Annotated in this window: 21 protein-coding genes and 1 pseudogene; 14 read left to right on the top strand and 8 right to left on the bottom strand. The window is 58.8% G+C overall.

Going from position 1 to position 23,371, the window contains the following annotated elements:
- Positions 1-419: 419 nt before the first annotated feature.
- From hemG to pepQ, 4 genes are read right to left on the bottom strand one after another with little or no spacing between them, the layout of a single operon-like run.
- Positions 420-944 (bottom strand): menaquinone-dependent protoporphyrinogen IX dehydrogenase, encoded by a 525-nt coding sequence (hemG, locus tag BN4575_RS18485; RefSeq protein ID WP_042021052.1) that lies wholly within the window; start codon positions 942-944, stop codon positions 420-422.
- Positions 945-951: 7 nt separating this feature from the next.
- Complete coding sequence (locus BN4575_RS18480) at positions 952-2,409, bottom strand: TrkH family potassium uptake protein (RefSeq protein WP_068979285.1); 1,458 nt, start codon at positions 2,407-2,409, stop codon at positions 952-954.
- Positions 2,410-2,445: 36 nt separating this feature from the next.
- Positions 2,446-3,063 (bottom strand): YigZ family protein, encoded by a 618-nt coding sequence (locus BN4575_RS18475; RefSeq protein WP_068979284.1) that lies wholly within the window; start codon positions 3,061-3,063, stop codon positions 2,446-2,448.
- Positions 3,063-4,385, bottom strand: a complete 1,323-nt coding sequence (gene pepQ / locus BN4575_RS18470) for a Xaa-Pro dipeptidase (RefSeq protein ID WP_068979283.1) — start codon at positions 4,383-4,385, stop codon at positions 3,063-3,065. The genes BN4575_RS18475 and pepQ overlap by 1 nt, the downstream gene beginning before the upstream one ends.
- Before the next feature lie 190 nt (positions 4,386-4,575).
- On the opposite strand from pepQ, the gene BN4575_RS18465 reads away from it, so the two are divergent.
- From BN4575_RS18465 to BN4575_RS18440, 6 genes are all read left to right on the top strand, one after another.
- Positions 4,576-6,513, top strand: a complete 1,938-nt coding sequence (locus tag BN4575_RS18465) for an acetoacetate--CoA ligase (RefSeq protein ID WP_068979282.1) — start codon at positions 4,576-4,578, stop codon at positions 6,511-6,513.
- 204 nt (positions 6,514-6,717) lie between these two features.
- Positions 6,718-8,865 (top strand): fatty acid oxidation complex subunit alpha FadB, encoded by a 2,148-nt coding sequence (gene fadB / locus BN4575_RS18460; RefSeq protein WP_068979281.1) that lies wholly within the window; start codon positions 6,718-6,720, stop codon positions 8,863-8,865.
- A complete protein-coding gene (fadA, locus tag BN4575_RS18455) occupies positions 8,866-10,050 on the top strand; it encodes an acetyl-CoA C-acyltransferase FadA (RefSeq protein WP_205125021.1) in 1,185 nt (394 codons plus the stop codon).
- Positions 10,051-10,328: 278 nt separating this feature from the next.
- Positions 10,329-11,051 (top strand): response regulator, encoded by a 723-nt coding sequence (locus BN4575_RS18450; RefSeq protein ID WP_042021059.1) that lies wholly within the window; start codon positions 10,329-10,331, stop codon positions 11,049-11,051.
- Positions 11,048-12,490: an ATP-binding protein gene (locus BN4575_RS18445; protein WP_068979280.1), complete on the top strand. Its 1,443-nt coding sequence runs from the start codon at positions 11,048-11,050 to the stop codon at positions 12,488-12,490. Before BN4575_RS18450 ends, BN4575_RS18445 begins: the two co-directional genes overlap by 4 nt.
- A 6-nt stretch (positions 12,491-12,496) precedes the next feature.
- Positions 12,497-13,735 (top strand): ABC transporter substrate-binding protein, encoded by a 1,239-nt coding sequence (locus BN4575_RS18440; RefSeq protein WP_068979279.1) that lies wholly within the window; start codon positions 12,497-12,499, stop codon positions 13,733-13,735.
- Between the two features lie 75 nt (positions 13,736-13,810).
- Here BN4575_RS18440 and BN4575_RS18435 read toward each other — a convergent pair whose 3' ends face one another.
- On the bottom strand, positions 13,811-14,002 hold the full coding sequence (locus BN4575_RS18435) for a hypothetical protein (protein WP_005339471.1): 192 nt from the start codon (positions 14,000-14,002) through the stop codon (positions 13,811-13,813).
- 169 nt (positions 14,003-14,171) lie between these two features.
- On the opposite strand from BN4575_RS18435, the gene tusA reads away from it, so the two are divergent.
- From tusA to BN4575_RS18420, 3 genes and pseudogenes are all read left to right on the top strand, one after another.
- On the top strand, positions 14,172-14,417 hold the full coding sequence (tusA, locus tag BN4575_RS18430) for a sulfurtransferase TusA (RefSeq protein WP_068979278.1): 246 nt from the start codon (positions 14,172-14,174) through the stop codon (positions 14,415-14,417).
- A 21-nt stretch (positions 14,418-14,438) separates the two neighbouring features.
- Positions 14,439-14,786, top strand: a complete 348-nt coding sequence (locus tag BN4575_RS18425) for a RidA family protein (protein WP_042021067.1) — start codon at positions 14,439-14,441, stop codon at positions 14,784-14,786.
- Positions 14,787-14,814: 28 nt separating this feature from the next.
- Positions 14,815-14,904, top strand: a pseudogene (locus tag BN4575_RS18420) (endoribonuclease L-PSP); the annotation flags it as partial.
- A gap of 132 nt (positions 14,905-15,036) precedes the next feature.
- Here the strand turns inward: BN4575_RS18420 and BN4575_RS18415 are convergent.
- Positions 15,037-15,693 carry an OmpA family lipoprotein gene (locus BN4575_RS18415; RefSeq protein WP_068979277.1) on the bottom strand — a complete coding sequence of 219 codons (657 nt, stop codon included), beginning with the start codon at positions 15,691-15,693 and terminating at the stop codon, positions 15,037-15,039.
- A gap of 254 nt (positions 15,694-15,947) precedes the next feature.
- Between BN4575_RS18415 and BN4575_RS22500 the strand changes: the two genes are divergently transcribed.
- Positions 15,948-16,583, top strand: coding sequence for a hypothetical protein (locus BN4575_RS22500; RefSeq protein ID WP_256029016.1), 636 nt, complete (start codon positions 15,948-15,950; stop codon positions 16,581-16,583).
- A complete protein-coding gene (locus tag BN4575_RS18410; protein WP_256029014.1) occupies positions 16,583-17,983 on the top strand; it encodes a bacteriohemerythrin in 1,401 nt (466 codons plus the stop codon). Before BN4575_RS22500 ends, BN4575_RS18410 begins: the two co-directional genes overlap by 1 nt.
- A 116-nt stretch (positions 17,984-18,099) precedes the next feature.
- Here BN4575_RS18410 and BN4575_RS18405 read toward each other — a convergent pair whose 3' ends face one another.
- Together BN4575_RS18405 and BN4575_RS18400 are read right to left on the bottom strand one after the other, a co-directional pair.
- Positions 18,100-18,438, bottom strand: coding sequence for a hypothetical protein (locus BN4575_RS18405; protein ID WP_042021073.1), 339 nt, complete (start codon positions 18,436-18,438; stop codon positions 18,100-18,102).
- Between the two features lie 78 nt (positions 18,439-18,516).
- Positions 18,517-19,092 (bottom strand): DNA-3-methyladenine glycosylase I, encoded by a 576-nt coding sequence (locus BN4575_RS18400; RefSeq protein ID WP_068979288.1) that lies wholly within the window; start codon positions 19,090-19,092, stop codon positions 18,517-18,519.
- A gap of 236 nt (positions 19,093-19,328) precedes the next feature.
- On the opposite strand from BN4575_RS18400, the gene glyQ reads away from it, so the two are divergent.
- From glyQ to BN4575_RS21900, 3 genes are all read left to right on the top strand, one after another.
- Complete coding sequence (gene glyQ / locus BN4575_RS18395; protein ID WP_042021076.1) at positions 19,329-20,279, top strand: glycine--tRNA ligase subunit alpha; 951 nt, start codon at positions 19,329-19,331, stop codon at positions 20,277-20,279.
- Positions 20,280-20,288: 9 nt separating this feature from the next.
- Positions 20,289-22,358, top strand: coding sequence for a glycine--tRNA ligase subunit beta (glyS, locus tag BN4575_RS18390; protein WP_068979276.1), 2,070 nt, complete (start codon positions 20,289-20,291; stop codon positions 22,356-22,358).
- A gap of 72 nt (positions 22,359-22,430) precedes the next feature.
- Positions 22,431-23,042, top strand: a complete 612-nt coding sequence (locus BN4575_RS21900) for a hypothetical protein (RefSeq protein WP_141689867.1) — start codon at positions 22,431-22,433, stop codon at positions 23,040-23,042.
- Positions 23,043-23,371 lie beyond the last annotated feature (329 nt).

The raw sequence follows: 23,371 nt of genomic DNA, 5'->3' as shown, positions 1-23,371 counted from the left end.
GTTCGACTTCTTATTGCTAAGAAATCGTCTTGGTCACTTCACCAGACATTGAAAATCAAAAATTAATTTTGATGCTCGATGCTGTGAGTGCCCACACAGATTGCTTGATTCAAATTGTTAAAGAGCGTTGCGCTTGTCGCGCTGAGGAGGCGTATAATACGCTTCTCACTTCGAGAGTCAAGCGATTGTTTTCGCTTTTCTTTCGGCGCCCACTTCACCAGGAAGCTAGCTCATCAGTCCGGCGTGTTCCGCCGTGCTGGTAGGGGCGCATTATAGGGAGCCGCGCTGGGATGACAAGAGGAAAACTGCAAAAAATGGCACTTTTTGCAGTTTTCCGGTTCAACCGTTGCTTTATTAAACAAAAAACCCGCTTCGGCGAGGCTCTTGCGGGCAATAAACCCTGAATTCACATCAGGTTGCTACCTTTTTGACCAGAATTCGCGAGCGAAGCTGCGCACCTTTTCCCAGTCGGTAAACTCGAGGTCCTTGCTGGTATCGGTACTGCCCCCGGTGATCTTCATGATCAGCTGGATGATGCGAGTCTGCCACCAGTTATAGCGGGAGTACTGCAGTGCGCCGGCAAACACCCCCAGGGTTTTCGGCTTCCAGGGAGAGAGGCGCAGGAACTTCTTCATATAGGCATTGGTTTGCGGCGTCTGCTTCTCTGGCTTGCGGGCAGTCAGGTTGACACAGAAGAAGGCCGCATTGGCCACCTCCAGCTGCTCCTGATGAGCATGAATAAAGCTGAACAGGCTGGGATGGAAGTTGCCATAGCGGATAGAGGCACCGATCAAGACCTTGGCATACTTGCTTAAGTTGCACATCGGCAAGGTGTGCAGGTCGTGCATCACCACTTCGCATCCCGGCATCTGCTCCAGCATGACATCGACTATTTTGCGGGTTTGACCCTCCCGAGAGGAATAAAGCACCAGAATCTTGTCCATAACAACCTCAACTACGCCAGAAGGCAGGGGTAAACAGTACCAGAAGCGTGAAAATTTCCAATCGACCAAACAACATGGCCACCACCAGCACCCACTGTGCTGCTGGCGAGATGTTGCCGAAGTTGGCTGAGACCTCTCCCAGCCCCGGGCCTACGTTGGTGAAAGCCGCAGCCACGGCGGTGAATGCCGTCACTTCGTTCAGCCCGGTCATCAGTAACAACAGCATGAATATAAAGAAGAGAATGATATAGGTGGCGAAGTAGCCCCACACCGCCTCGACAATGCGCTCGGGCACCGCCCGATTCCCCAGCTTCAGGGTATAGATGGCTCTGGGGTGAACCAGCCGCTTCAGCTCGCGCATCCCCTGCATGAACAGGATCATGAAACGCATCACCTTGATGCCGCCGCCAGTACTGCCCGCGCAACAACCGATAAAGGCAGAGAACATCAGCAGCATGGGCAGGAACGAGGGCCATTCTGCATAGGTGGTGGTGCTGTAGCCGGTGGTGGTGCCCAGAGAGACCGCCTGGAATAGACCGTGATTGAGGGCCTCTTGCCAGGTGGCATAGTGCCCGTGGGTCAGCAAGGCGATAAAGCAGATCATCACCAGGGTCGCCTGGATGGCCAGGAACACCTTGAGTTCCGCATCATAGAGGTAGCGCCCGAGCCGAACCGGACGGTGGGAGAAAACGGTAAAGTGGAGCGCAAAGTTCACGCTGGCCAGTAGCAGGAACACCACGGTAATCAGGTTGATGACCGGACTGTTGAAAAAACCGATGCTGGCATCGTGGGTAGAGAAACCACCGACCGACAGGGTCGAAAACGAATGACACACCGCATCGAACAGCGTCATCCCGGCCAGCCAGTAGGCCAAGGCACAGAGCGCGGTCAGCAGCAGATAGATGAACCAGAGCGCCTTGGCCGTTTCGGCGATACGCGGCGTCACCTTGGTATCCTTCACCGGCCCCGGGATCTCGGCACGGTAGAGCTGCATGCCACCAATCCCGAGCAGTGGCAGAATGGCCACCGCCAGTACGATGATCCCCATCCCCCCCAGCCACTGCAATAGCTGGCGGTAAAACAGAAACGCCTTTGGCAGATTATCAAGCCCGGTCAGTACCGTCGCCCCCGTGGTAGTCAGGCCGGAAAAAGATTCGAAGAAGGCTTCCGAGACCGACATGTCTGGCACGTCGCTCATGATGAAAGGCACCGCCCCCACACTGCCCAGCACGGTCCAGAACAGTACCACGATGAGGAAGCCCTCTTTCGAGCGCATCTCCTTCTTGTGATAGCGGTTGGGAAACCAGAGCACCACGCCGAGCAGCAGGGCGATCAGAAAAGAGCTGACGAACTCGGCACCACCCCCATCCCGATAGCCGAAGGCCACCAGCGCAGGCAACAGCATGGTCGAGCTGAACAGCGCAACCAGCAGGCCAACAATGCGAATGATGCTCAAGATATGCATTACAGCTCCCTTTTCCCTATTAAAGAGCGATGGATTCTAGCCATCTAAGGGACTGAGGGATACCCGTCCATGAGTCCGGTCGGTCAATTCACGGTCAACCTGAGCCCAAACCGAGGATTCCCATGCTACCTGCAAGGTGACCTGCTGACCGTAATCGGCCGCCAGCAATTCGCCATTGTGGCTGCTGATCAGCGACTCGACCGTCCCCATGTCACCGTAATCGCAGTGAATGAGAGAGGGAGTGCGCGGCACCTTGAGCAGGGTTGGCAGCTGTTTGAGGGCGGCACCGACACCGCCCCCATAGGCTTTAACCAGTCCACCGGTGCCAAGCTGGATGCCGCCGTAGTAACGCACCACCACGGCGCAGATTTCACCGAATCCAGACCCCATCAACTGGGCCAGGATCGGCTTGCCCGCTGTGCCGGAAGGTTCACCATCATCGCTGAAGCCATAGACCTGGCTATCTTGCGGCGCACCCGCCACAAAGGCCCAGCAGTGATGGCGAGCGGTCGGATGTTGACGCTTGATCTCGTTGACCCACCCCTTGGCAGCCTCGACGGTCGGGGTGTGGGCAATCAGGGTAATGAAGCGGCTCTTCTTTATCTCTTCGGTCAATTCCAGCGGGGCGGCCGGAATCGAGTACGCTACCGCCATCAGAGCCCTGCTTGTCTGGTCATGTTCTCCACCCCGTTGGCGTGCAGCACTATGTTGTCTTCGATGCGGATGCCGCCAAACGGCCGCAGAGCCTCTACCTTGTTCCAGTTGACCCGTTTGCCCTGTTCGCCCTGACGCAGCGGCTCCAGCAAACTGTCGATGAAGTAGAGCCCCGGCTCGATGGTGAACACCTGATCCACCTCCATCACCCGGGTGCAGCGCAGATAGGGGAACAGCTCGGGGGCCGCCAGATGGGTGCCGCGCTCATCCTGCATGAAACCGCCCGCATCGTGCACCTGCAGACCGAGGAAGTGGCCGAGGCCGTGAGGGAAGAAGACGTTGGTCACCCCGGTGTTGATCATCTCGTCCACCGACATGTCCACCAGCTCGGTGGCCTGCAGCAGGCGCGCCAGCTTGTGATGCATCTGCAGATGCAGCTCGCTGTAGCGGCGACCCGGTTTGATCTCCTTGATGATCTCCTGCTGCAGCTCGTCGAGGGCAGCAATCAGATCGGCAAACTCGCCACGACGCCACGCCCAGGTACGGGTGATGTCGGAGGCATAACCGTGAAAATCGACGCCGGCATCGATCAGGAAGGAGTGGCGCTCCGCATCCGGCACCCGCAAGGCAGACAAATGGGTGTAGTGAAGGATGGCCGCATTGCGGTTGATGGCGACAATATTGCCGTAGGGTGCCTCATTGGCCCCCTGCCCGACCGCCTTCATGTAGGCCAGATTGATCTCGAACTCACTCGCCCCCGCCATAAAGGAGTCCTTGGCGGCAATATGGCCGCGCACGCCGATGCGGGTCGCCTCGCGCAGACACTCCAGCTCGTAGGGGGTCTTGTAGGCGCGGTGATAGTGCAGGTAGTTGAGTACAGCTTCCGGATTGGGCTGGGTCAGCCCCAGCAGCTCGGCCACTTCCAGATGACCGCCCAGATAGGCCCACTCCTGCTTGTTGGCAGGCAGATGATCGGCCACCTGCTCCGGTCGGGTCAGGAAACGAATATCGAAGAACTCGACCCAGAAGGCATTGGGCAGATCCGCCACCTTGTGCCAGAAATCCACCGGACGATAGAACAGCAGTACCGGTTTGTTCACCCCGTCCACCAGCAGCCAGCAGTGGGGATTGTCCAGCACCGGCAACCAGGCCTTGAAGTGCGGGTTTACCTTGAACGGGTAATCCTGATCATCGAGGAAGATGCGGTGGGTCTGGCCGGAGTGGATGGCCAGTCCGCTGAGCCCCTGTTGTTGCAGAATGTCGCGGGTGCGCTGCTGCAAGGTATCGAGGTGCTGGGCAAAAAGTTGGCTGTAGCTGCTCATGGCGTCCTGCTCCGAGGTGAATGTGATAGCAGCATAACACCAAGCTCGGGGCGGCTCGACCCGTCAAGCTGCCGCTTCGTGAGGTAACGCATGCGTTACAAAGTGTTTGTTATCAACAGAAAACCAATCATTAACAAATCAAAAACAATTCAATACACTGCCGCTAGATACATGACGTCAGGGATTACTCATGGACAACCTCTGCCTGTGGCAACCGGATCCGCTCGGGATGCAGCAATCCAACCTCTACCGCTTTATGGCGGAGGTGAACCGTTTCCACGGCTTGCAGTTGCAGAACTATTCGCAGCTTTACCAATGGTCGGTGGAGAAGACCACCCGTTTCTGGCCGCTGGTGTGGCAGCACTGCGGCGTCAAGGGCGAGCTCGGCAACATAGTGGCGGAGAACCGTCAGGATATGCAGCGCACCCGCTGGTTCCCCGACAGCCGCCTCAACTTCGCCGAAAACCTGCTGCGCCGTCAGGACGAGAGCCCGGCCATCATATCCCGCATTGAAGGGAGCCCAAGCCGCACGCTGAGCTGGCGTGAATTGAGTGATCAGGTGGCCAAGCTGGCTCAGTGGCTGCGCCACCAAGGGATTGGTCGTGGCGACGTGGTTGCCGCCTATCTACCCAATATCCCGGAAACCGTGGTTGCCATGCTGGCAACCACCAGCCTCGGGGCGATCTGGACCTCCACCAGCCCCGACTTCGGCGAAGCCAGCGTGGTAGAGCGCTTCGGCCAGACCCGGCCGCGGGTGCTGTTTGCGGTGGATGGCTATCGCTACAACGGCAAAGGGATCGACATTCAGGACAAAGTGGCAGGGGTCGTCAGCCAGATCGACAGCATAGAGCAGACGGTGATGATCCCCCTGCTCGGCAACCCGCTGCAGCTTGGCCACGACTGGCAGCAACTGCTGGCCAGCCAGCACGGTGCCCAGCTCGCCTTCGAACCGATGGCCTTCAACGATCCGCTCTATATCCTCTATTCCTCCGGCACCACCGGCAAACCCAAGTGCATCGTGCACGGCATTGGCGGCACCCTGCTGCAACACCTGAAAGAGCACCAACTGCACTGCGACATCAAACCGGGGGAACGGATCTTCTACTTCACCACCTGTGGCTGGATGATGTGGAACTGGCTGGTGAGCGCCCTCGCCTCCGGCGCCACCCTTGTGCTCTACGATGGCTCGCCGTTTTACCCGGATGGCAAGGTGCTGTGGGATCTGGCCCGCGACGAGCAGGTCAGCTTGTTCGGCACCTCGGCCAAGTATCTCGATGCGCTGCACAAGCAGGGTTATGCCCCCATCAACAGCCACGACTTGCCACAGTTGCGGCTGATCTGCAGCACCGGCTCCGTGTTGTCGCCGGAGGGGTTCGACTACGTCTATCAGCAGATAAAGCAGGATGTACAGCTCAGCTCCATCTCCGGCGGCACCGATATCTGCTCCTGCTTCGTCATCGGCAACCCGCTCAGCCCGGTCTATCGCGGCGAGAGTCAGGGGCGCGGCCTCGGTCTCGCGGTACAGGTATTCAACGAGGCGGGCCAGCCGGTACAGGGCGAAAAGGGCGAGCTGGTCTGCACCAAACCGTTCCCGGCCCAGCCGGTGGGCTTCTGGGGGGATGAGAGCGGCGACAAGTACCACGCAGCCTACTTCGAGCGGTTCGACAATATCTGGTGCCACGGCGACTGGATCGAGCTGACCCCGACCGGCGGCATTCTGTTCTACGGCCGCTCCGACGCCACCCTCAATCCGGGCGGCGTGCGCATCGGCACCAGCGAGATCTACCGCTATGTCGAGCAACTGGACGAGGTGGAAGAGAGCATCGTCATCGGCCAGCAGTGGCAGCAGGACGAGCGGGTGGTGCTGTTCGTCAAGCTCAAGGCGGGTTGCAAGCTCGACGAACCGCTGCGCGAGCGGATCCGCCAGCAGATAAAGCAACACTGCACCGCCCGCCACGTGCCCGCCCGTATCCTGCAGGTGGATGCCATCCCCCGCACCAAGTCCGGCAAGATCGTCGAACTGGCGGTGCGGGAGGTAGTGCACAACAGACCCGTCAACAACACCCACGCCCTCGCCGACCCCGAGGTGCTGAACCAGTATCGCAACCGGCCGGAACTGGCCAGTTGATAACAAACTCACATCCATCGGAGGCGCCGCAAGGCGCCTCTCTTTTGCCCGTTTTGTGATGAGGAGCTTTTACTCGATAACTGTTAAACAAATGTTTTAAATAGGTGTTGAAAATGTCTCCTTTTGGATCAATAGTGAGCCTCGCCCCCTGCTGGGGATAAAGGAGCAACACCCCCCACTGAGTGGGAACAAGGAGACACTCTCATGATCTACCAAGGCGAAACCCTGTCGGTCAGCTACCTCGAAAACGGCATTGCCGAGCTGAGGTTTGATGCCCCGGGTTCAGTCAACAAGCTGGATCGCGCTACCCTGCTCTCCCTGAGCGAAGCGATCGCCGCATTACAACAAGAACGTGAACTAAAAGGTCTGATCCTCACCTCCGGCAAAGACGCCTTTATCGTCGGCGCCGATATTACCGAATTCCTGGAACTGTTCGATCTGCCGCAAGAAGATCTGCTCGGCTGGCTGAAAAAGGCCAACGACATCTTCAACGCCATCGAAGATCTGCCGGTACCGACCCTCTGTGCCATCAAGGGCCACGCTCTGGGCGGCGGCTGCGAGACCATTCTCTCCACCGACTTCCGTCTGGCCGACACCACTGCCAAGATTGGCCTGCCCGAGACCAAACTCGGCATCATGCCGGGCTTTGGCGGCACCGTCCGTCTGCCACGGGTGATCGGCGCCGACAACGCGCTGGAGTGGATCACCACCGGCAAGGATTACCGTGCCGATGACGCCCTCAAAGTGGGAGCCATCGATGCCGTGGTCGCCCCCGACGCGCTGCACAGCGCTGCGGTGCAGATGATGAAAGACGCCATCGCGGGCAAGTTGGACTGGCAGAGCCGTCGCGCCGCCAAAAAATCCCCGCTGCGCCTCTCCAAACTGGAAGCCATGATGAGCTTCACCACCGCTGCCGGCATGGTTGCCGCCGTGGCGGGCAAACACTATCCGGCGCCGATGACTGCGGTGAAAACCGTCGAAGCGGCTGCTGGCATGGGCCGTGACGAGGCTCTGGTGGCCGAGGCGCAGGGCTTTATCAAGCTGGCCAAGACCGATGTCGCCAAGGCGCTGGTCGGCATCTTCCTCAACGATCAGCACATAAAGGCGCTGGCCAAGAAGGCTGCCAAGCAGGCAAGCAAGGCCACTAGCCACGCCGCCGTACTGGGTGCCGGCATCATGGGAGGAGGCATCGCCTACCAGTCTGCCAGCAAGGGCATTCCGGCGGTGATGAAGGATATCAACGAGAAGGCACTGGCACTTGGCATGGGCGAAGCCACCAAGCTGCTCAACGGCCAGCTCGAAAAGGGTCGCATCGACGGCATCAAGATGGGCCAGGTGCTCTCAGCCATCACCCCAACCCTCAGCTATGACAACGTCAAGCATGTGGATCTGGTGGTGGAAGCCGTGGTCGAAAACCCGAAAGTGAAGGCCGCCGTACTGGGCGAAGTGGAAGGGATCATCGGTGATGATGCCGTGCTCGCCAGCAACACCTCCACCATTCCCATCTCCCTGCTGGCCAAGGGGCTGAAGCGCCCGCAGAACTTCTGCGGCATGCACTTCTTCAACCCGGTACACCGCATGCCACTGGTGGAGATCATCCGCGGCGAGCAGACCTCCGATGAAACCATCAACCGCGTGGTGGCCTATGCCGCCGCCATGGGCAAGTCCCCGGTAGTGGTCAACGACTGCCCTGGCTTCTTCGTCAACCGGGTGCTGTTCCCCTACTTCTTCGGCTTCAACAAGCTGGTTGCCGATGGTGCCGACTTCGCTGCCGTCGACAAGGTGATGGAGAAGGAGTTCGGCTGGCCCATGGGCCCCGCCTACCTGCTGGACGTGGTTGGCATCGACACAGGTCACCATGCCGGTGATGTGATGGCGCAGGGTTTCCCGGCACGCATGAGCAAGGAAGGTCGCACCGCCATCGACGTGATGTATGAGGTGAGCCGCTTCGGTCAGAAGAATGGCAAGGGTTTCTACTCTTACGAGCAGGACAAGAAGGGCAAGCCGAAGAAGGTGGCCGACGCCGCTGCCTACGAGCTGCTAGCCCCCATTGCCAAGCCGAAGCAGGATTTCGACAAGGAAGCCATCATAGCTCGCATGATGATCCCGATGATCAATGAAGTGGTGCTCTGTCTGGAAGAGGGCATTGTTGCCACCCCAGCCGAAGCCGACATCGCACTGGTCTACGGTCTGGGCTTCCCTCCCTTCCGCGGCGGCGTATTCCGCTATCTGGACACCATTGGTCTGGATCGTTACGTGGCCATGGCCGACCAGTATGCCGATCTGGGCCCGCTCTACCGCGTCAGCGACAAGCTGCGTGAGATGGCCGCCCAGGGCAAAACCTTCTACTGATTGCGGAAAGGAGATCCATTCATGAAAGACGTAGTCATTGTCGACTGTATCCGGACCCCCATGGGCCGGTCCAAGGGCGGCGCCTTCCGCAACGTGCGTGCAGAAGATCTGTCCGCGCACCTGATGAAATCCATCCTGCTGCGCAACCCCAACCTCGACCCGAACGAGATCGAGGATATCTACTGGGGCTGCGTGCAGCAGACTCTGGAGCAGGGCTTCAACATCGCCCGTAATGCCTCACTGCTGGCTGGTATTCCGAAGCAGGTGGGGGCGGTCACCGTCAACCGTCTGTGCGGATCAAGCATGCAGGCGCTGCATGACGCCTCCCGCGCCATTCAGGTGGGTGATGGGGACATCTTCATCATCGGCGGCGTCGAGCACATGGGCCACGTGCCGATGAGCCACGGCGTCGACTTCCACCCCGGCATGGCCAAGTCGGTGGCGAAAGCCTCCGGCATGATGGGGCTGACCGCCGAAATGCTCGGCAAGCTGCACGGCATCAGCCGCCAGCAGCAGGACGAGTTTGCCGCCCGCTCCCATCGCCGTTCCTATGCTGCGACCGTGGAAGGGCGTTTCGCCAAGGAGATCGTCGGGCTGGAAGGCCATGACGCCAGCGGCGCCCGCTTCTTCTACGACTACGACGAAGTGATCCGCCCGGAGACCACGGTCGAAACCCTGAGCCAGCTGCGCCCGGTGTTTGACCCGGTCAACGGCACCGTCACTGCCGGCACCTCCTCAGCCCTGTCTGACGGCGCCGCCGCCATGCTGGTGATGAGTGCGGATCGCGCCAAGGCCCTCGGCCTCACGCCCCGTGCCAAGGTGCGCGCCATGGCGATCGCCGGTTGTGATGCCGCCATCATGGGCTACGGCCCGGTGCCGGCGACCCAGAAAGCGCTCAAGCGTGCCGGTCTGACCGTTGGCGATATCGACCTGTTCGAGCTGAACGAGGCATTTGCCGCCCAATCGCTGCCCTGCGTCAAGGATTTGGGTCTGCAGGATCTGGTGGACGAGAAGGTCAACCTGAACGGCGGCGCCATTGCGCTGGGCCACCCCCTCGGCTGCTCCGGTGCGCGTATCTCCACCACCCTCATCAATCTGATGGAGGAGAAGGACGCCACCCTGGGGGTTGCCACCATGTGTATCGGTCTGGGTCAGGGCATCGCCACCGTGTTTGAACGGGTGTGATAACCAGCCGGATCGACGGGATGCATGACTGAGTGTTGTCCCTTTTCGGGGTCAGTCTGACTGGCCCCTTTTCAAGTCTGTGACGAGAGCCACACGGGGTGATCGTCAGTAGTCAGAAGTTATCTGTTGGCCGTCCCGTTTGGGTCGGCCTTTTTTCGTTTTAAAGTTATCAATAGCCTGTTATTGCCTTAAACCTCACATTAGATGGGGGGCTTGCTTGCTTTTTACTCCCCCGACAGGTTCAATCTGCACAAAAAAATGGGTGGATGCACATACATATGTCAATGAGCAAACAACTGCTGATCGTCGATGACGACCAAGAGATCCGCGAGCTGCTCAATGAGTACCTGACCCGGGCGGGCTTTCAGGTATTGACGGCCGCCGGTGGCAACGAGATGCGCCAGCAACTCGCCCAGCACAGCCCGGACCTGATTATTCTGGACATCATGATGCCCGGCGAGGACGGTTTTACCCTCTGCCAGCAGATCCGTCGTGACTCCCAGGTGCCCATTATCATGCTGACCGCCGCCTCCGACGAAGCGGATCGGGTGATCGGCCTCGAACTCGGCGCCGACGACTATATCGCCAAGCCGTTCAGCCCCCGTGAACTGCAGGCCCGCATCAAGGCGCTGCTGCGCCGCGCCGAATTCCGCCAACCGGAGAAAGAGAAGGAGCCGAGCCGCCGCCTGCGTTTTGCCGAGTGGACCCTCGACACCCTGAGCCACCAGCTGACCCATGACGATGGCAGCCTGCTGGATCTCTCTGGCAGCGATGCCATGCTGCTCGGCATGTTCCTGCAGCAGCCCGGTCTGGTGCTGGATCGCGATACCATCTCCGATGCCACCCGCGGCCGCGAGAGCCTGCCGATGGAGCGCGGCATCGACGTGCAGATCAGTCGCCTGCGCCAGAAGCTGGGTGACAACGGCAAGAGCCCGCGCATCATCAAGACCATTCGCGGCAGCGGTTACATGCTGATTGCCGAGGTGCACGAGCTGCCATGAGCAACAAGTGGTCCTGGGGGGCGCTGGTGCCCCGCTCCCTGCTATCACGGATGATCCTGCTGCTGTTGCTGGCCATCCTGCTCTCCCAGACCATTTTGACCGGCATCTGGATGCAGCAGATCCAGAAGCGGGAACTGGAGGGGATGATCAGCACCACCCGCAACCTGGCGCTCTCCGCCGCCTCCACCGTCAACTTCTTCAAATCCCTGCCGCTGCAGTATCGCCATATCGCGCTGGACCAGCTGCGCAACATGGGCGGCAGCCGCTTCTTCGTCTCGCTCAACGAGGAAGAGATCCACATCAACGCCATCCCCGACAGCGAGCGCAAGACGCTGGTGCTGCAGGAGGTGCAGGGGGTGCTGACCCGCAAGCTCTCCGATGCCATGGCGATCAAGGTGGACTTCTCCCGACCCGACGACCTTCACGTCTTCAACAATGACACCCTGCTGGCGGATCTCCCCTCCTCCTGGGCCCGCTACACCCTGTCGCTGGAACCGCTCAACCCGCCGGTACTGGTGACCCAGATCGAGATCGAAAAGGGGGAGTGGCTCTATCTGGCAGCCCTGCTGCCCGCCCCCTACATGACCCTCGACGATACCGTGATGCCAAGCAATCAGGTGCGCTTTATCGCCCTGATGACGGTGTTCCTCTGCTTCTTCACCTTTATGCTGGTGCGCTGGCAGACCCGCCCGCTGCGCCGTCTCGCCAAGGCGGCGGTCAATCTGGGCAAGGATATCGACCAGCCTTCGCTCAAAGAGGAAGGGGCGTCGGAGATCGTGGCGGCCACCCGCGCCTTCAACATCATGCAGCACCGCATTCGCCGTTATATCGATGATCGGGAACGGCTGTTCAGCTCCATCTCCCACGACCTCAAGACCCCCATCACCCGGCTGCGGCTGCGGGTCGAGCTACTCGACGACGAGGTGCAGATCGGTAAGTTCAACAAGGATCTCGACGAGCTGGAGCTGATGGTGAAAGGGGCGCTGCAGACGGTAAAAGAGACTGACATCCACGAGAACATCGAGGAGATCGACATCAACGCACTGCTGGAGCAGATGGCGGAGTCGATGAACCTCCATGACGAGCGGCTGACTATCGAGGGGCACTGCAAGTGGCCCTATCGCGGCAAGCTGCTGGCCCTCAAACGCTGCATCGGCAATCTGGTGGATAACGGCATCAAATATGGTCAGCGGGTACGCATCATCATCATGGATGACGCGGAAATGTTGATTCTGTTCATCATGGATGAAGGTCCCGGCCTGCCGGAAGATCAGTTCGAACGCATCTTCGAACCCTACTACCGGCTCAGCACCGATCAGGCTGGAACCGGCCTTGGCCTTGGCATCGCCCGCAATATTTCCCACGCCCATGGCGGCGATCTGGTGCTGGAAAATCGTCCGCAAGGCGGCCTGCAAGCCACCCTCTCTCTCCCAAGGTAGTTGCCCATGAAGTGGTTCCCGATCTCCCTGCTTGCCCTGCTCTGTGGCTCTGCCTCCGCCTCCCAGGTGGAGGTGCTGCACTGGTGGACCTCCGGTGGTGAAGCGAAAGCGGTGGAAGAGCTCAAATCCGAATGGGCTGCCCAAGGCAATCAGTGGAATGATTTCGCGGTGCAAGGGGGCGGCGGCAAGAGCGCCATGACGGTACTGAAAAGCCGGGCGCTGGCAGCCAACCCGCCGGAGGCTGCGCACCTCAAGGGTTACGAGCTCAAGGAGTGGGCCGGTCTCGGTTTCTTGCGCGATTTGAGCCCGATGGCCGAGCACCTTGGCTGGTATGCCAAAATGCCCCCCATGGTGCGGGCGACCCTCAGCCAGCATGACGCCCTGATGGCGGTGCCGACCGGTATCCATCGGGTCAACTGGCTGTGGCTAAATCGCAAGGTATTCGAGCAGCAAAAACTGACGCCACCCGACGACTGGGCCCAGTTCATCACGGTCGCCGAGCAGCTTAAAAAACGGGGCATCACGCCGCTCGCCATCGGCAACGAACCCTGGCAGCTGGCGGTGCTGTTTGAAACGGTGGCGCTCGGTGAGGGCGGTAAAGAGTTCTACCGTAAGGCGTTTCTCGAACAGGACAGCGCCACCCTGACCGGCCCCGACATGGTGCGGGTACTGACCCGCTTCCACCAGCTACGCGCCTATGTTCCACAAAAATACGCGGGTCTTAAGTGGCACCAGGCAACCAACTTGCTGGAGAGCGGTGGTGCCGCCATGCAGCTGATGGGGGACTGGGTGAAGGGGGAGCTGAGCGCGGGGAACTACCGGCCGGGTGAGGATATCGCCTGCCTGCCGAGCCCGGGCAGCGCCGGGCTGTTCAGCTACAACCTCGACTCCATCGCCATGTTCAAGCAGCGGGATCCGGCCCAGCTGCAGGCCCAGGGCGACTTGGCCCAGCTGCTGATGACACCGAAATTCCAGCAGGAGTTCAATCGGGTGAAGGGATCGATCCCGGCACTGACCAACCCCGATATGAGCAAGTTCGACCGCTGCGCCATCCACTCCTATCAGGATTTCCTGCAAGCGGAAAAGCAGGACAACCTGCTACCCAGCATGGCAGAGGGGATGGCCACCCCGACCAATATGCGTCAGGCCATCTTTGACGTGCTCGGTAACTTCTTCAATGACACCAAAGGCGACCCGCAACAGACGGCGCTGCAACTGGAACGGGCCATGCGCTCGACCCGCTGATCCGGACAAATTGCCAAACGGCAGAAATGACAAAGGCGGAATTGCTCCGCCTTTGTTGTTGAATCGTCATCCGATTCAGGATTGATCGTTTTCGTCCTCATCCTCGTCATAGTAATCGCTGAGCTCGATCCAGAGCCCCAATCCGACCATCACCATGGAGCCGAACCAGGTACCGGTATTCCCGATCGGGCTGCCCATCACTATCATGGCGAAAGACAAGAACCCCATGCCTGCGTAGGCCTGTAATCTGCCGTAGGAAACCTGCATATTCACCTCCTTGTTGAATATGGTGCAATTTTTATATTACTCGTCCGGCGCACACTGGATAGGGCCAAATAACATTTTGGTTACATATGCTGGTTGGCAGGGCGTTTATTTGATTATTTTTTAGCCCTGAGTATCATTGGCAGCCGAATAGGTTGAAGGTTGATAATAGATGAGTGATTTATTCTGCAGCGCAACCCATGTGTTGGACGCAATCGGGCTTCGCTGCCCGGAACCCGTAATGATGGTTCGCAAGAAAGTGCGGCTGATGGCGGATGGCGAGACCCTGCTGGTCAGCGCCGACGACCCTTCAACCACCCGCGACATCCCCAGTTTCTGCCGCTTTATGGATCACACCCTGATCGCCAGCGAGACAGAGCAGGCCCCTTACCGCTATCTGATCCGCAAGGGTCAATAAGCCCCAGTACCGGAGCAATCCATGACAACCATTACCCGAATCGGCACCACCCAGCGTTGGTCAGATGTGGTCATCCACAATGGCACCCTCTATGTGGTAGAAGTCCCTGTCAGTGAAGAGGCGGATATCCACCAGCAGACCCGCGAAGTGCTGACCAGCCTGCAGCGCCTGCTGGAAGCCAACGGCTCCGGCGTCAACAAGATCCTGATGGCCAACATCTATCTCAAGGACATTGGCGATATCGCCGCCTTCAACGAGCAGTGGGACAGCTGGATCCCGGCTGGCACCGCACCGGTGCGCGCCTGCGTACAGGCCCGCCTCGCCCATGAAGGCTACAAGGTGGAAGTGCAGCTGACTGCGGCTGTCTAAACGAAGCAGGATGCCTGGCTCCCCTGACGCCAACACAGCCCCCGTGCGCGCCTGCGTACAAGCCCGCCTCGCCCACGAAGGCTACAAGGTGGAAGTGCAGCTGACTGCCGCTGTCTAAGAGGCGGTTCTCCCCCTCATTCCCAACCCTTCTCCTGCAAGGGAAAAGGGAGCAGCCATTGTTCGCAACAGCATAAATGAAAAGGCCCCACCATCACTGGCGGGGCCTTTTCATTACCACAAACCGGACGACTTAGGCGGTCGGGGTCAGGGTAATGGTGACGCGGCGGTTCTGCGCCTTGCCGTCAACGGTGCTGTTAGAAGCAATCGGCTGATCCGGGCCAACGCCACGGGTAGAGATACGGCTGCCTGATACGCCCTGGCCAATCAGCTGGGCGGCAACGGCATCGGCACGATCGCGAGAGAGCTTCATGTTCAGATCGCGGGAACCTGAGCTGTCGGTGTGACCAACCACGTTCAGGCGGGTCTTGTCGAACTCGGCAACCACCATGGCTACGCCGGAGAGGGTATTGGCACCGGCCGCTTTCAACTGGGAGCTGGAGCTGTCGAAGGTCACGCTGTTCGGCATATTGAGGATCAGTTCGTCACCATTACGGGTGACACTGACGCCGGTACCCTGCAACTTCTCGCGCAGCTTGGCTTCCTGCACATCCATGTAATAACCGATACCACCACCCAATGCAGCACCTGCGGCCACGCCGGTCCAGATACCCTTCTTGCGATCGCCCTTGCTGGAAGACATGGCACCCACTGCAGCACCGGTCGCGGCACCCGCCAATGAACCCCACACAGCCTTGGAGGTTTGCTGTTCACCGGTATACGGGTTGGTAGTGCAACCACTCAGCGCCACAGCCAATGCAACCGCCGGAACAATCATCTTGAAATGCATGTAAGAACCTCTGAAAAAACGACTCAAAACGGGAAGGCGCGCATTCTACCCCAGAGGCGCGCCAAGGTGTGACGTCAGGGGATGAATTGCACCTTCTTCTGGTGGATGACCGCCATTATGTCAAACCGCACTGGATATGAGCTGAACACCGGACAATCCCATATAACCCGACTCCCTGTCACAAACGGCAGCGAGCTGGCTGACGCCATTGACTACTATTGAAGGCACTATCAATAGGTCTCTGAGGGCTCTCCATGTTTGCACTGCTTCGCAACCTCTCGATCCGCCATCTGCTGTTGGGCGCGAGCCTGGTTATCCTGTTTACCATGGTGCTGGGGGGTATCTGGCGCAGCACCCTGACCGATCGGCTCGGACAACTGCCAGAACAGTTGATTACCAGCGCCAACCGACAAATTACCCTGCAGGAGCTGCGCTATCACACCACCCAGGTGCAGCAATTTCTGACCGATGCCGCTGTCTCGGGCGAGCAGGACTCCATCGCCGCGGCGGAACAGCACGCGCAGGCCGCCCGCCAGTTGCTCGGCACCCTGCCACAGCTGCAAAGCGCCCTCACCCCTCTGCTCACCCGCCAGCTCGAGGTGGGCAAACAGATGGTCGATGCCTACCTGAAAGGGGGGCGCGAAGCGGGCAACCGCTTGATGAAGCAGCCGGGAGAGGGCTTTGACGCGATAACCGGTAGCATCGCCACTCAGGTGGAAGGGGCGCTGGAGCAGCAACAACAACAGCTGATGCGCCAGGAGCGGGAGATCGCCACCCAAAGCAGTGCCCTGCAAAGCCAGGATCTGCTACTACTGGTAGTCAGCCTGACCATCATCATGCTGATGTTGCTGCTGATCCATCTCAAGACGGTGCCCCGCTGCAACAACTGATGACCCAGCTGGTCGAGCTGGCCAATCACAGCCACAACCTCACCTTCCGGCTACGCAGCCGCGGGCAGGACGAGTTCGCCTACCTCGCCACCGTCTTCAACCGCTTCCTCGACAATATCGACAGCCTGATCGGCTCGGTGCAGCAGGTCTCCCACAAGACCCACGACAAGATGGCGCTGCTGATGGAACACTCCGGCAGCACCCTCAGCAGCATGCAGCAGGCCCAGCAAAGTACTGATCTGCTGGCGACCGCCATCAACGAAATGACCGCCACGGTGCACAATATCGAGCACAACACCGAGCAGGCCAGCCAGGATACCCTGCTCACCCAGCAGCAAGCCCACGATGGTCAGCAGCAGGTGAGCCAGACCATCACCCTGATCCGTCAGGTGGCCACCCATATCGAGCAATCAGCCGGTGAGGTGACCCGACTGGATCAGGAGAGCAGCCAGATCGGCAACATACTGCAGGTGATCAGCACCATCTCGGAGCAGACCAACCTGCTGGCCCTCAATGCCGCTATCGAAGCCGCCCGCGCCGGCGAACAGGGGCGCGGCTTTGCGGTAGTCGCCGACGAGGTACGCAAGCTGGCCACCCGCACTCAAGCCGCCACCATCGATATCCAGCAGCGGATTGAAGCGCTGCAGCACAACACCCGCCACGCAGTGACCACCATGCACACCACCCGCAACGTCAGTGAGCAGGCAGTCAATCAGGCTGCTGGCACCGGTGAAACCCTCGACGCCATCGTCGCCGCCATCACCCGGGTGGCTGATATGAACCACCAGATCGCCACCGCCGCCGAACAACAGGCGCAGGTCGCCGAAGAGACCAACCGCAACGTCATGCAGGTTGCCCATATTGCCCGTGAATGTCTGGATCTGGCCCGTGAGAGCCGCACCCATACCCGGGATCTCAATCAGGCCAACGAGGAGATCGGCCTTATCAGCGATCAGTTCGAAGTGAACCGGCAGGATCTCGGTGGCCACGAGCACGATCTGCTGCACTGGAACGAAGCCTTTATGGTGCGGGTGGCCAGCGTGGATCAGCAGCATCAGGGGTTGTTCGAGGCGATGAACCGCTTCTATCACGCGGTACGGGATAACAGCCCGGCTCAGCAGCGCAAGCAGCGGCTGGATGAACTACTGAAACTGGCCACTCAGCACTTTGCCGACGAGGAGCGCAGCATGGAGCGGGCCCGCTATCCCCAGTTGCAGCGTCACAAGCAGGAGCACACCAAGCTGCTGACCGAGCTGGATACCCTGATCCGGCGCGAAGATACCGACGAGCAAGAGCTCAACATGGAGCTAATCATCTTTCTGAAGAACTGGCTGCTCAACCACATCTTCAAGGTGGACAAGCAGTACAGCGAATGCCTGATCAAGGCGGGGGTAGAGTAAGCCGCCGCCCGGCAGCCAGATGCCAAAAGGCTCCCATCATCGGGAGCCTTTTTCATGTCACACTGTTTTGCTGCCAACGGTTGGCCACATCGGGCGCCGCTACCATGAAGCGAGGATCAGCGGCGGCGGATATCCCGCGCCTCTTCACGTACGTCCTGCTTGAACTGGCGCTTGTCCTGACGGCAGTCGACGTTGTTCAGGTACTCTTCCTGACGGCAATCCTGCTTGGTATCGCGGGCTTGCGGGCGGCCATCCTGACGCACATCACGGGCATCGTGGCGGGCATCCTGATGACCGTTGTAGCTATCCTGACGAACGTCACGCGCGTCGCTACGACCATCCTGACGAATATCGCGCGCCTCTTTGACAGCCAGTGCAGGCAGTGAGGTCAACAGGGTGGCACAAGCCAGGATCAGGGCACGACAAGTGCGTCCGCGAACAGTGATGAAAGACATGAATGACTCCTTAAGTTGGGAGCGAGATTCTGAACGCCCATCACTGTATACCGACTGAACCGGATGCAACAAAGAGGCTTAGAGCAGTGTCTTTTGACACTCTTCGTGGCAAGGACAGCTGACCAGATGATCGTTCACCATTCCCACCGCCTGCATAAAGGCGTAACAGATGGTGCTGCCGACAAAGTTGAAGCCGAGCTTCTTGAGCGCCTTCGCCATGGCATCCGACTCCGGTGAGGTGGCCGGAATATCGCCGTTACCCTGGCGCTGGTTGACCATGGGAGCGCCGCCGACAAAGCCCCACAGGTAATCGGCAAAGTCGATGCCCTGCTCCTGCAACGCCAGATAAGCGCGGGCATTTCTGATGATCGACTGCACCTTGAGCCGGTTGCGGATAATGCCGGTGTCCTGCATCAGCCGCTCCACATCCTGCTCGTCGAACCGGGCGATCAGCACCGGATCAAAGTCGGCATAGGCACGGTAATAGCTCCCGGTGCGCTTGAGGATGGTGAGCCACGACAAGCCCGCCTGCTGACCATCGAGACAGAGCTTGGCAAACAGTTCGCGGGGGTCATAAACCGGCCGACCCCACTGCTGGTCATGGTACGCAATATATTCCGCATCACGGGTCACCCAGGCACAACGCAGTTCCATCTCATTCATCTTTGGCTATCTCCTCTCTTCTCACTGATACCCGATATCCTCCCACCCCGTGGGCAGATCATCCCGTGAACATCCGGCGCCAACCCGCCGCTAACCCGTCATAACAGGGCGCCATCTCGCGAATCCCCAGCAATTTCGCCTATTATCCGACCATGCCAGACGGTATACTCCCTCGGTTCACATTCAGCAAATCTTGCTCTGATTTTCACTTCGCGCGAAAAAAAATTATGCAAAAATTCGATGTCAAAACCTTTCAGGGCCTGATCCTGCAGCTGCAGGACTACTGGTCCCGCCAGGGCTGTACCATTATTCAGCCGTTGGATATGGAAGTGGGTGCCGGTACTTCCCACCCCATGACCTGTCTGCGCGCACTGGGCCCTGAGCCCATCGCCTGCGCCTACGTGCAACCGTCCCGCCGTCCGACCGACGGCCGCTACGGTGAAAACCCGAACCGCCTGCAGCACTACTACCAGTTTCAGGTGATCATCAAGCCTTCCCCCGACAACATTCAAGAGCTCTACCTCGGCTCGCTGCAAGAGTTGGGTCTGGATCCGCAAATCCACGACATCCGCTTTGTGGAAGACAACTGGGAAAACCCGACTCTGGGTGCCTGGGGTCTGGGTTGGGAAGTGTGGCTCAACGGCATGGAAGTGACTCAGTTCACCTACTTCCAGCAAGTTGGCGGCCTCGAGTGCAAGCCGGTTACCGGCGAGATCACCTACGGTCTCGAGCGTCTGGCCATGTACATTCAGGGCGTAGACAGCGTTTACGATCTGGTCTGGTCTGACGGCCCGCTGGGCAAGACCACCTACGGCGACGTGTTCCACCAGAACGAAGTGGAGCAATCCACCTACAACTTCGAACACGCCGATGTAGATTTCCTGTTCCACTGCTTCGAGCAGTACGAGAAGGAAGCCCAACACCTGCTGGCACTGGAAAAACCGCTGCCGCTGCCTGCCTACGAGCGCATCCTCAAGGCCGCTCACTCCTTCAACCTGCTGGATGCCCGCAAGGCCATCTCGGTCACCGAGCGTCAGCGCTACATCCTGCGCATTCGCACCCTGACCAAGGCCGTGGCCGAGGCCTACTACGCCTCCCGCGAAGCGCTGGGTTTCCCCATGTGCAAGCGCAGCGACGAAGAGCGCCAGCGTCGTGACAGCAACGAGCAGCAAGGTTAAGGAACGGACATGGCACAACATACATTTCTGGTAGAGATCGGTACTGCTGAGCTGCCGCCCAAAGCCCTGCGCTCCCTGGCCGAAGCCTTTGCCGACAACCTCAAAAGCGAACTGACCAAGGCCGATCTGGCCTTCGCCGGTGTCGAGTGGTTTGCCTCACCGCGCCGTCTGGCGCTCAAGGTGAGCGAGCTGGCTGGCGAGCAGCCGAGCAAGAGCGTCGAGAAGCGCGGCCCGGCTGTCTCTCAGGCATTCGATGCCGAAGGCAAGCCGACCAAGGCTGCCGAAGGCTGGGCCCGTGGCAACGGCATCACAGTTGCTCAGGCCGAGCGTCTGGTCACCGACAAGGGTGAATGGCTGGTTCACACCGCCAAGGTCGAAGGCCGTCCGGCCAAAGAGCTGCTGGGCGAACTGGTCGCTGCTGCACTGGCCAAGCTGCCCATCCCGAAAATGATGCGCTGGGGCGACAAGACCATCCAGTTCGTGCGTCCGGTGTTCACCGTGACCCTGCTGCTGGATGGGGATCTGGTTCCCGCCACCATTCTGGGTATCGACTCTGCCCGCACCATTCGTGGTCACCGCTTTATGGGCGAGCCCGAGTTCACCATCGACAACGCCAGCCAGTACCCGCAGATCCTGCTGGACAAAGGCAAAGTGGTTGCCGACTTCATGGCGCGCAAGGCCAAGATCAAGGCTGACGCCGAAGCGGCCGCTGCCGCCTTCGGTGGCGTTGCCGATCTGGACGACGCCCTGCTGGAAGAGGTCACCGCACTGGTCGAGTGGCCGGTGGTGCTGACCGCCAACTTCGAAGAGAAGTTCCTGGCCGTGCCGGCCGAAGCGCTGGTTCACACCATGAAGGGTGACCAGAAGTACTTCCCGGTCTACGACAAGAACGGCAAGCTGCTGCCGAAGTTCATCTTCGTCACCAACATCGAGTCCAAAGACCCGAGCCAGATCATCAGCGGCAACGAGAAAGTGGTTCGCCCCCGTCTCTCTGACGCCGAGTTCTTCTTCAAGACCGACCTCAAGCAAACCCTGGCCTCCCGCCTGCCGCGCCTTGAAACCGTGCTGTTCCAGCAACAGCTGGGCACCGTCAAGGCCAAGGTCGAGCGCATCGAGACCGTCGCCGGCTTTATCGCCGAGCGTATCGGCGCCAACGTGGCTCAGGCCAAGCGTGCCGGTCTGCTCTCCAAGTGTGACCTGATGACCAACATGGTCGGCGAGTTCGCCAGCACCCAGGGTGTCATGGGGATGCACTACGCCCGTCACGATGGCGAAGACGAAGTGGTGGCCGTGGCCCTCAACGAGCAGTACATGCCGCGCTTCGCCGGTGATGCCCTGCCGTCCGCTCTGGAAGCCTGTGCCGTCGCGCTGGCCGACAAGCTCGACACCCTGGCCGGTATCTTCGGCATCGGCATGCTGCCCAAAGGTGACAAAGATCCGTTCGCCCTGCGTCGCGCCGCCATCGGTGCCCTGCGCATCATGACCGAGAAGCAGCTGGATCTGGATCTGGTTGAACTGGTTGAAGAAGCGGTACGCGTCTACGGCGACAAGCTGACCAACCAAACCGTCGTCACCGACGTGGTCGACTTTATGCTGGGCCGCTTCCGCGCCGCCTATCAGGACGAAGGCATAGGTGCCGACGTGGTGCTGGCCGTACTGGCCCGCCGCCCGACCCGCCCACTCGACTTCGATCGTCGCGTCAAGGCCGTCAGCCACTTCCGCACTCTGGATGCCGCACTGGCTCTGGCTGCCGCCAACAAGCGCGTGAGCAACATTCTGGCCAAGGTCGAAGGCGAGTTGCCGACTGCCGTCAAACCGGAACTGCTGGTCGATGCCGCCGAGAAGGCGCTGGCCACCCAGGTTGCTGCCCTGCAAGGCGAACTGGCGCCGCTGTTCGCTGCCGGTGACTATCAGGCTGCCCTCACCCGTCTGGCCGCCCTGCGCGAGCCGGTCGATACCTTCTTCAACGAAGTGATGGTGATGGCCGACGACGAAGCCCTCAAGGCCAACCGTCTGGCGCTGCTGAACAACCTGCGCAACCTGTTCCTGCAAGTCGCGGATATCTCGCTGCTGCAGTGATGTTGGTTGAGTAAGTGATATAAAAAAAACGGCGCCGTTAAGGCGCCGTTTTCAAAAGTTGGATGGAAAATCATGAATGAAAACTATCAAGAAAAAATGACGTTATATTTTATAAAAAACGGTGATATTCATCTTACACAAGAAAAAACAACTTCATCAGAAATACAGCTTAAAAACATAATAGAAAAAGACTATCAACCTTTAAAAATATCTGTAGAAACATCCACTGACTGGCCAATCGTTATTGCAACACTTATAGTAGGCATTGGTAGTATATTAACAACGTGTTTTGTTGCACGAATAAGCTATATAAATCAACGAGTCCAAATTAGCTCAAACATTGCAACCTTTAGGCAAAAATGGCAAGAGGAATTAAGGAACACTACCGCTGAATATTTTTCACATGCAAGTCAGATATATCATAACAAGACAGAGAATGGTCTATCAATATCGCCTGCAGATAATGGTGAGCTTACTCGTCTCCATGCAAAGCTTGAACTTCTTTTTGATAAAGAAAAATATAAAGACATAGAATCCCTTATTGAAAGGGTAACAAATTTAGCCATTTCTGGAAGTGATGGATTTTATGCTGAACTAAACTCTCTTCATTATGCTATAAATATAGTTTTAGAAAAAGCATGGGGAGATATTAAGAATGATCTTCGAGGTATATCGCCAGATTAAAAACATGCTATAAAGGCAATAAAATCACTTACTATAATTATTAGCCGTCAGACGTAATCGGACGTTCGCGTAAATAAATTCTCCCGCCATAACGGCCAGCCGAATTTCCCCCTCCGGCTGGCCGCCCCAGCTTCACGGCAACAACCGTAATCAAAGCCTCTCGATCGTCCGATTACGCTGCGCTAATCGCACCTACAGAAAGTGGTAGCTTGTGGTGCGTCTGCCTGACGCCGATCAGCTATGGCCCGCACCATTCACACTACTATTATTTTATTTATAAATACCTGCTTAATAATGGGACAGGTGAAACGCCTGAATAGTGGGCTGCA

The organism is Aeromonas sp. EERV15 (genome assembly GCF_900079845.1).
Lineage (GTDB): Bacteria > Pseudomonadota > Gammaproteobacteria > Enterobacterales > Aeromonadaceae > Aeromonas > Aeromonas sobria.
The sequence above is the reverse complement of the archived record's forward strand: the minus strand, read 5'-3'. Positions and strand labels throughout refer to the sequence as shown.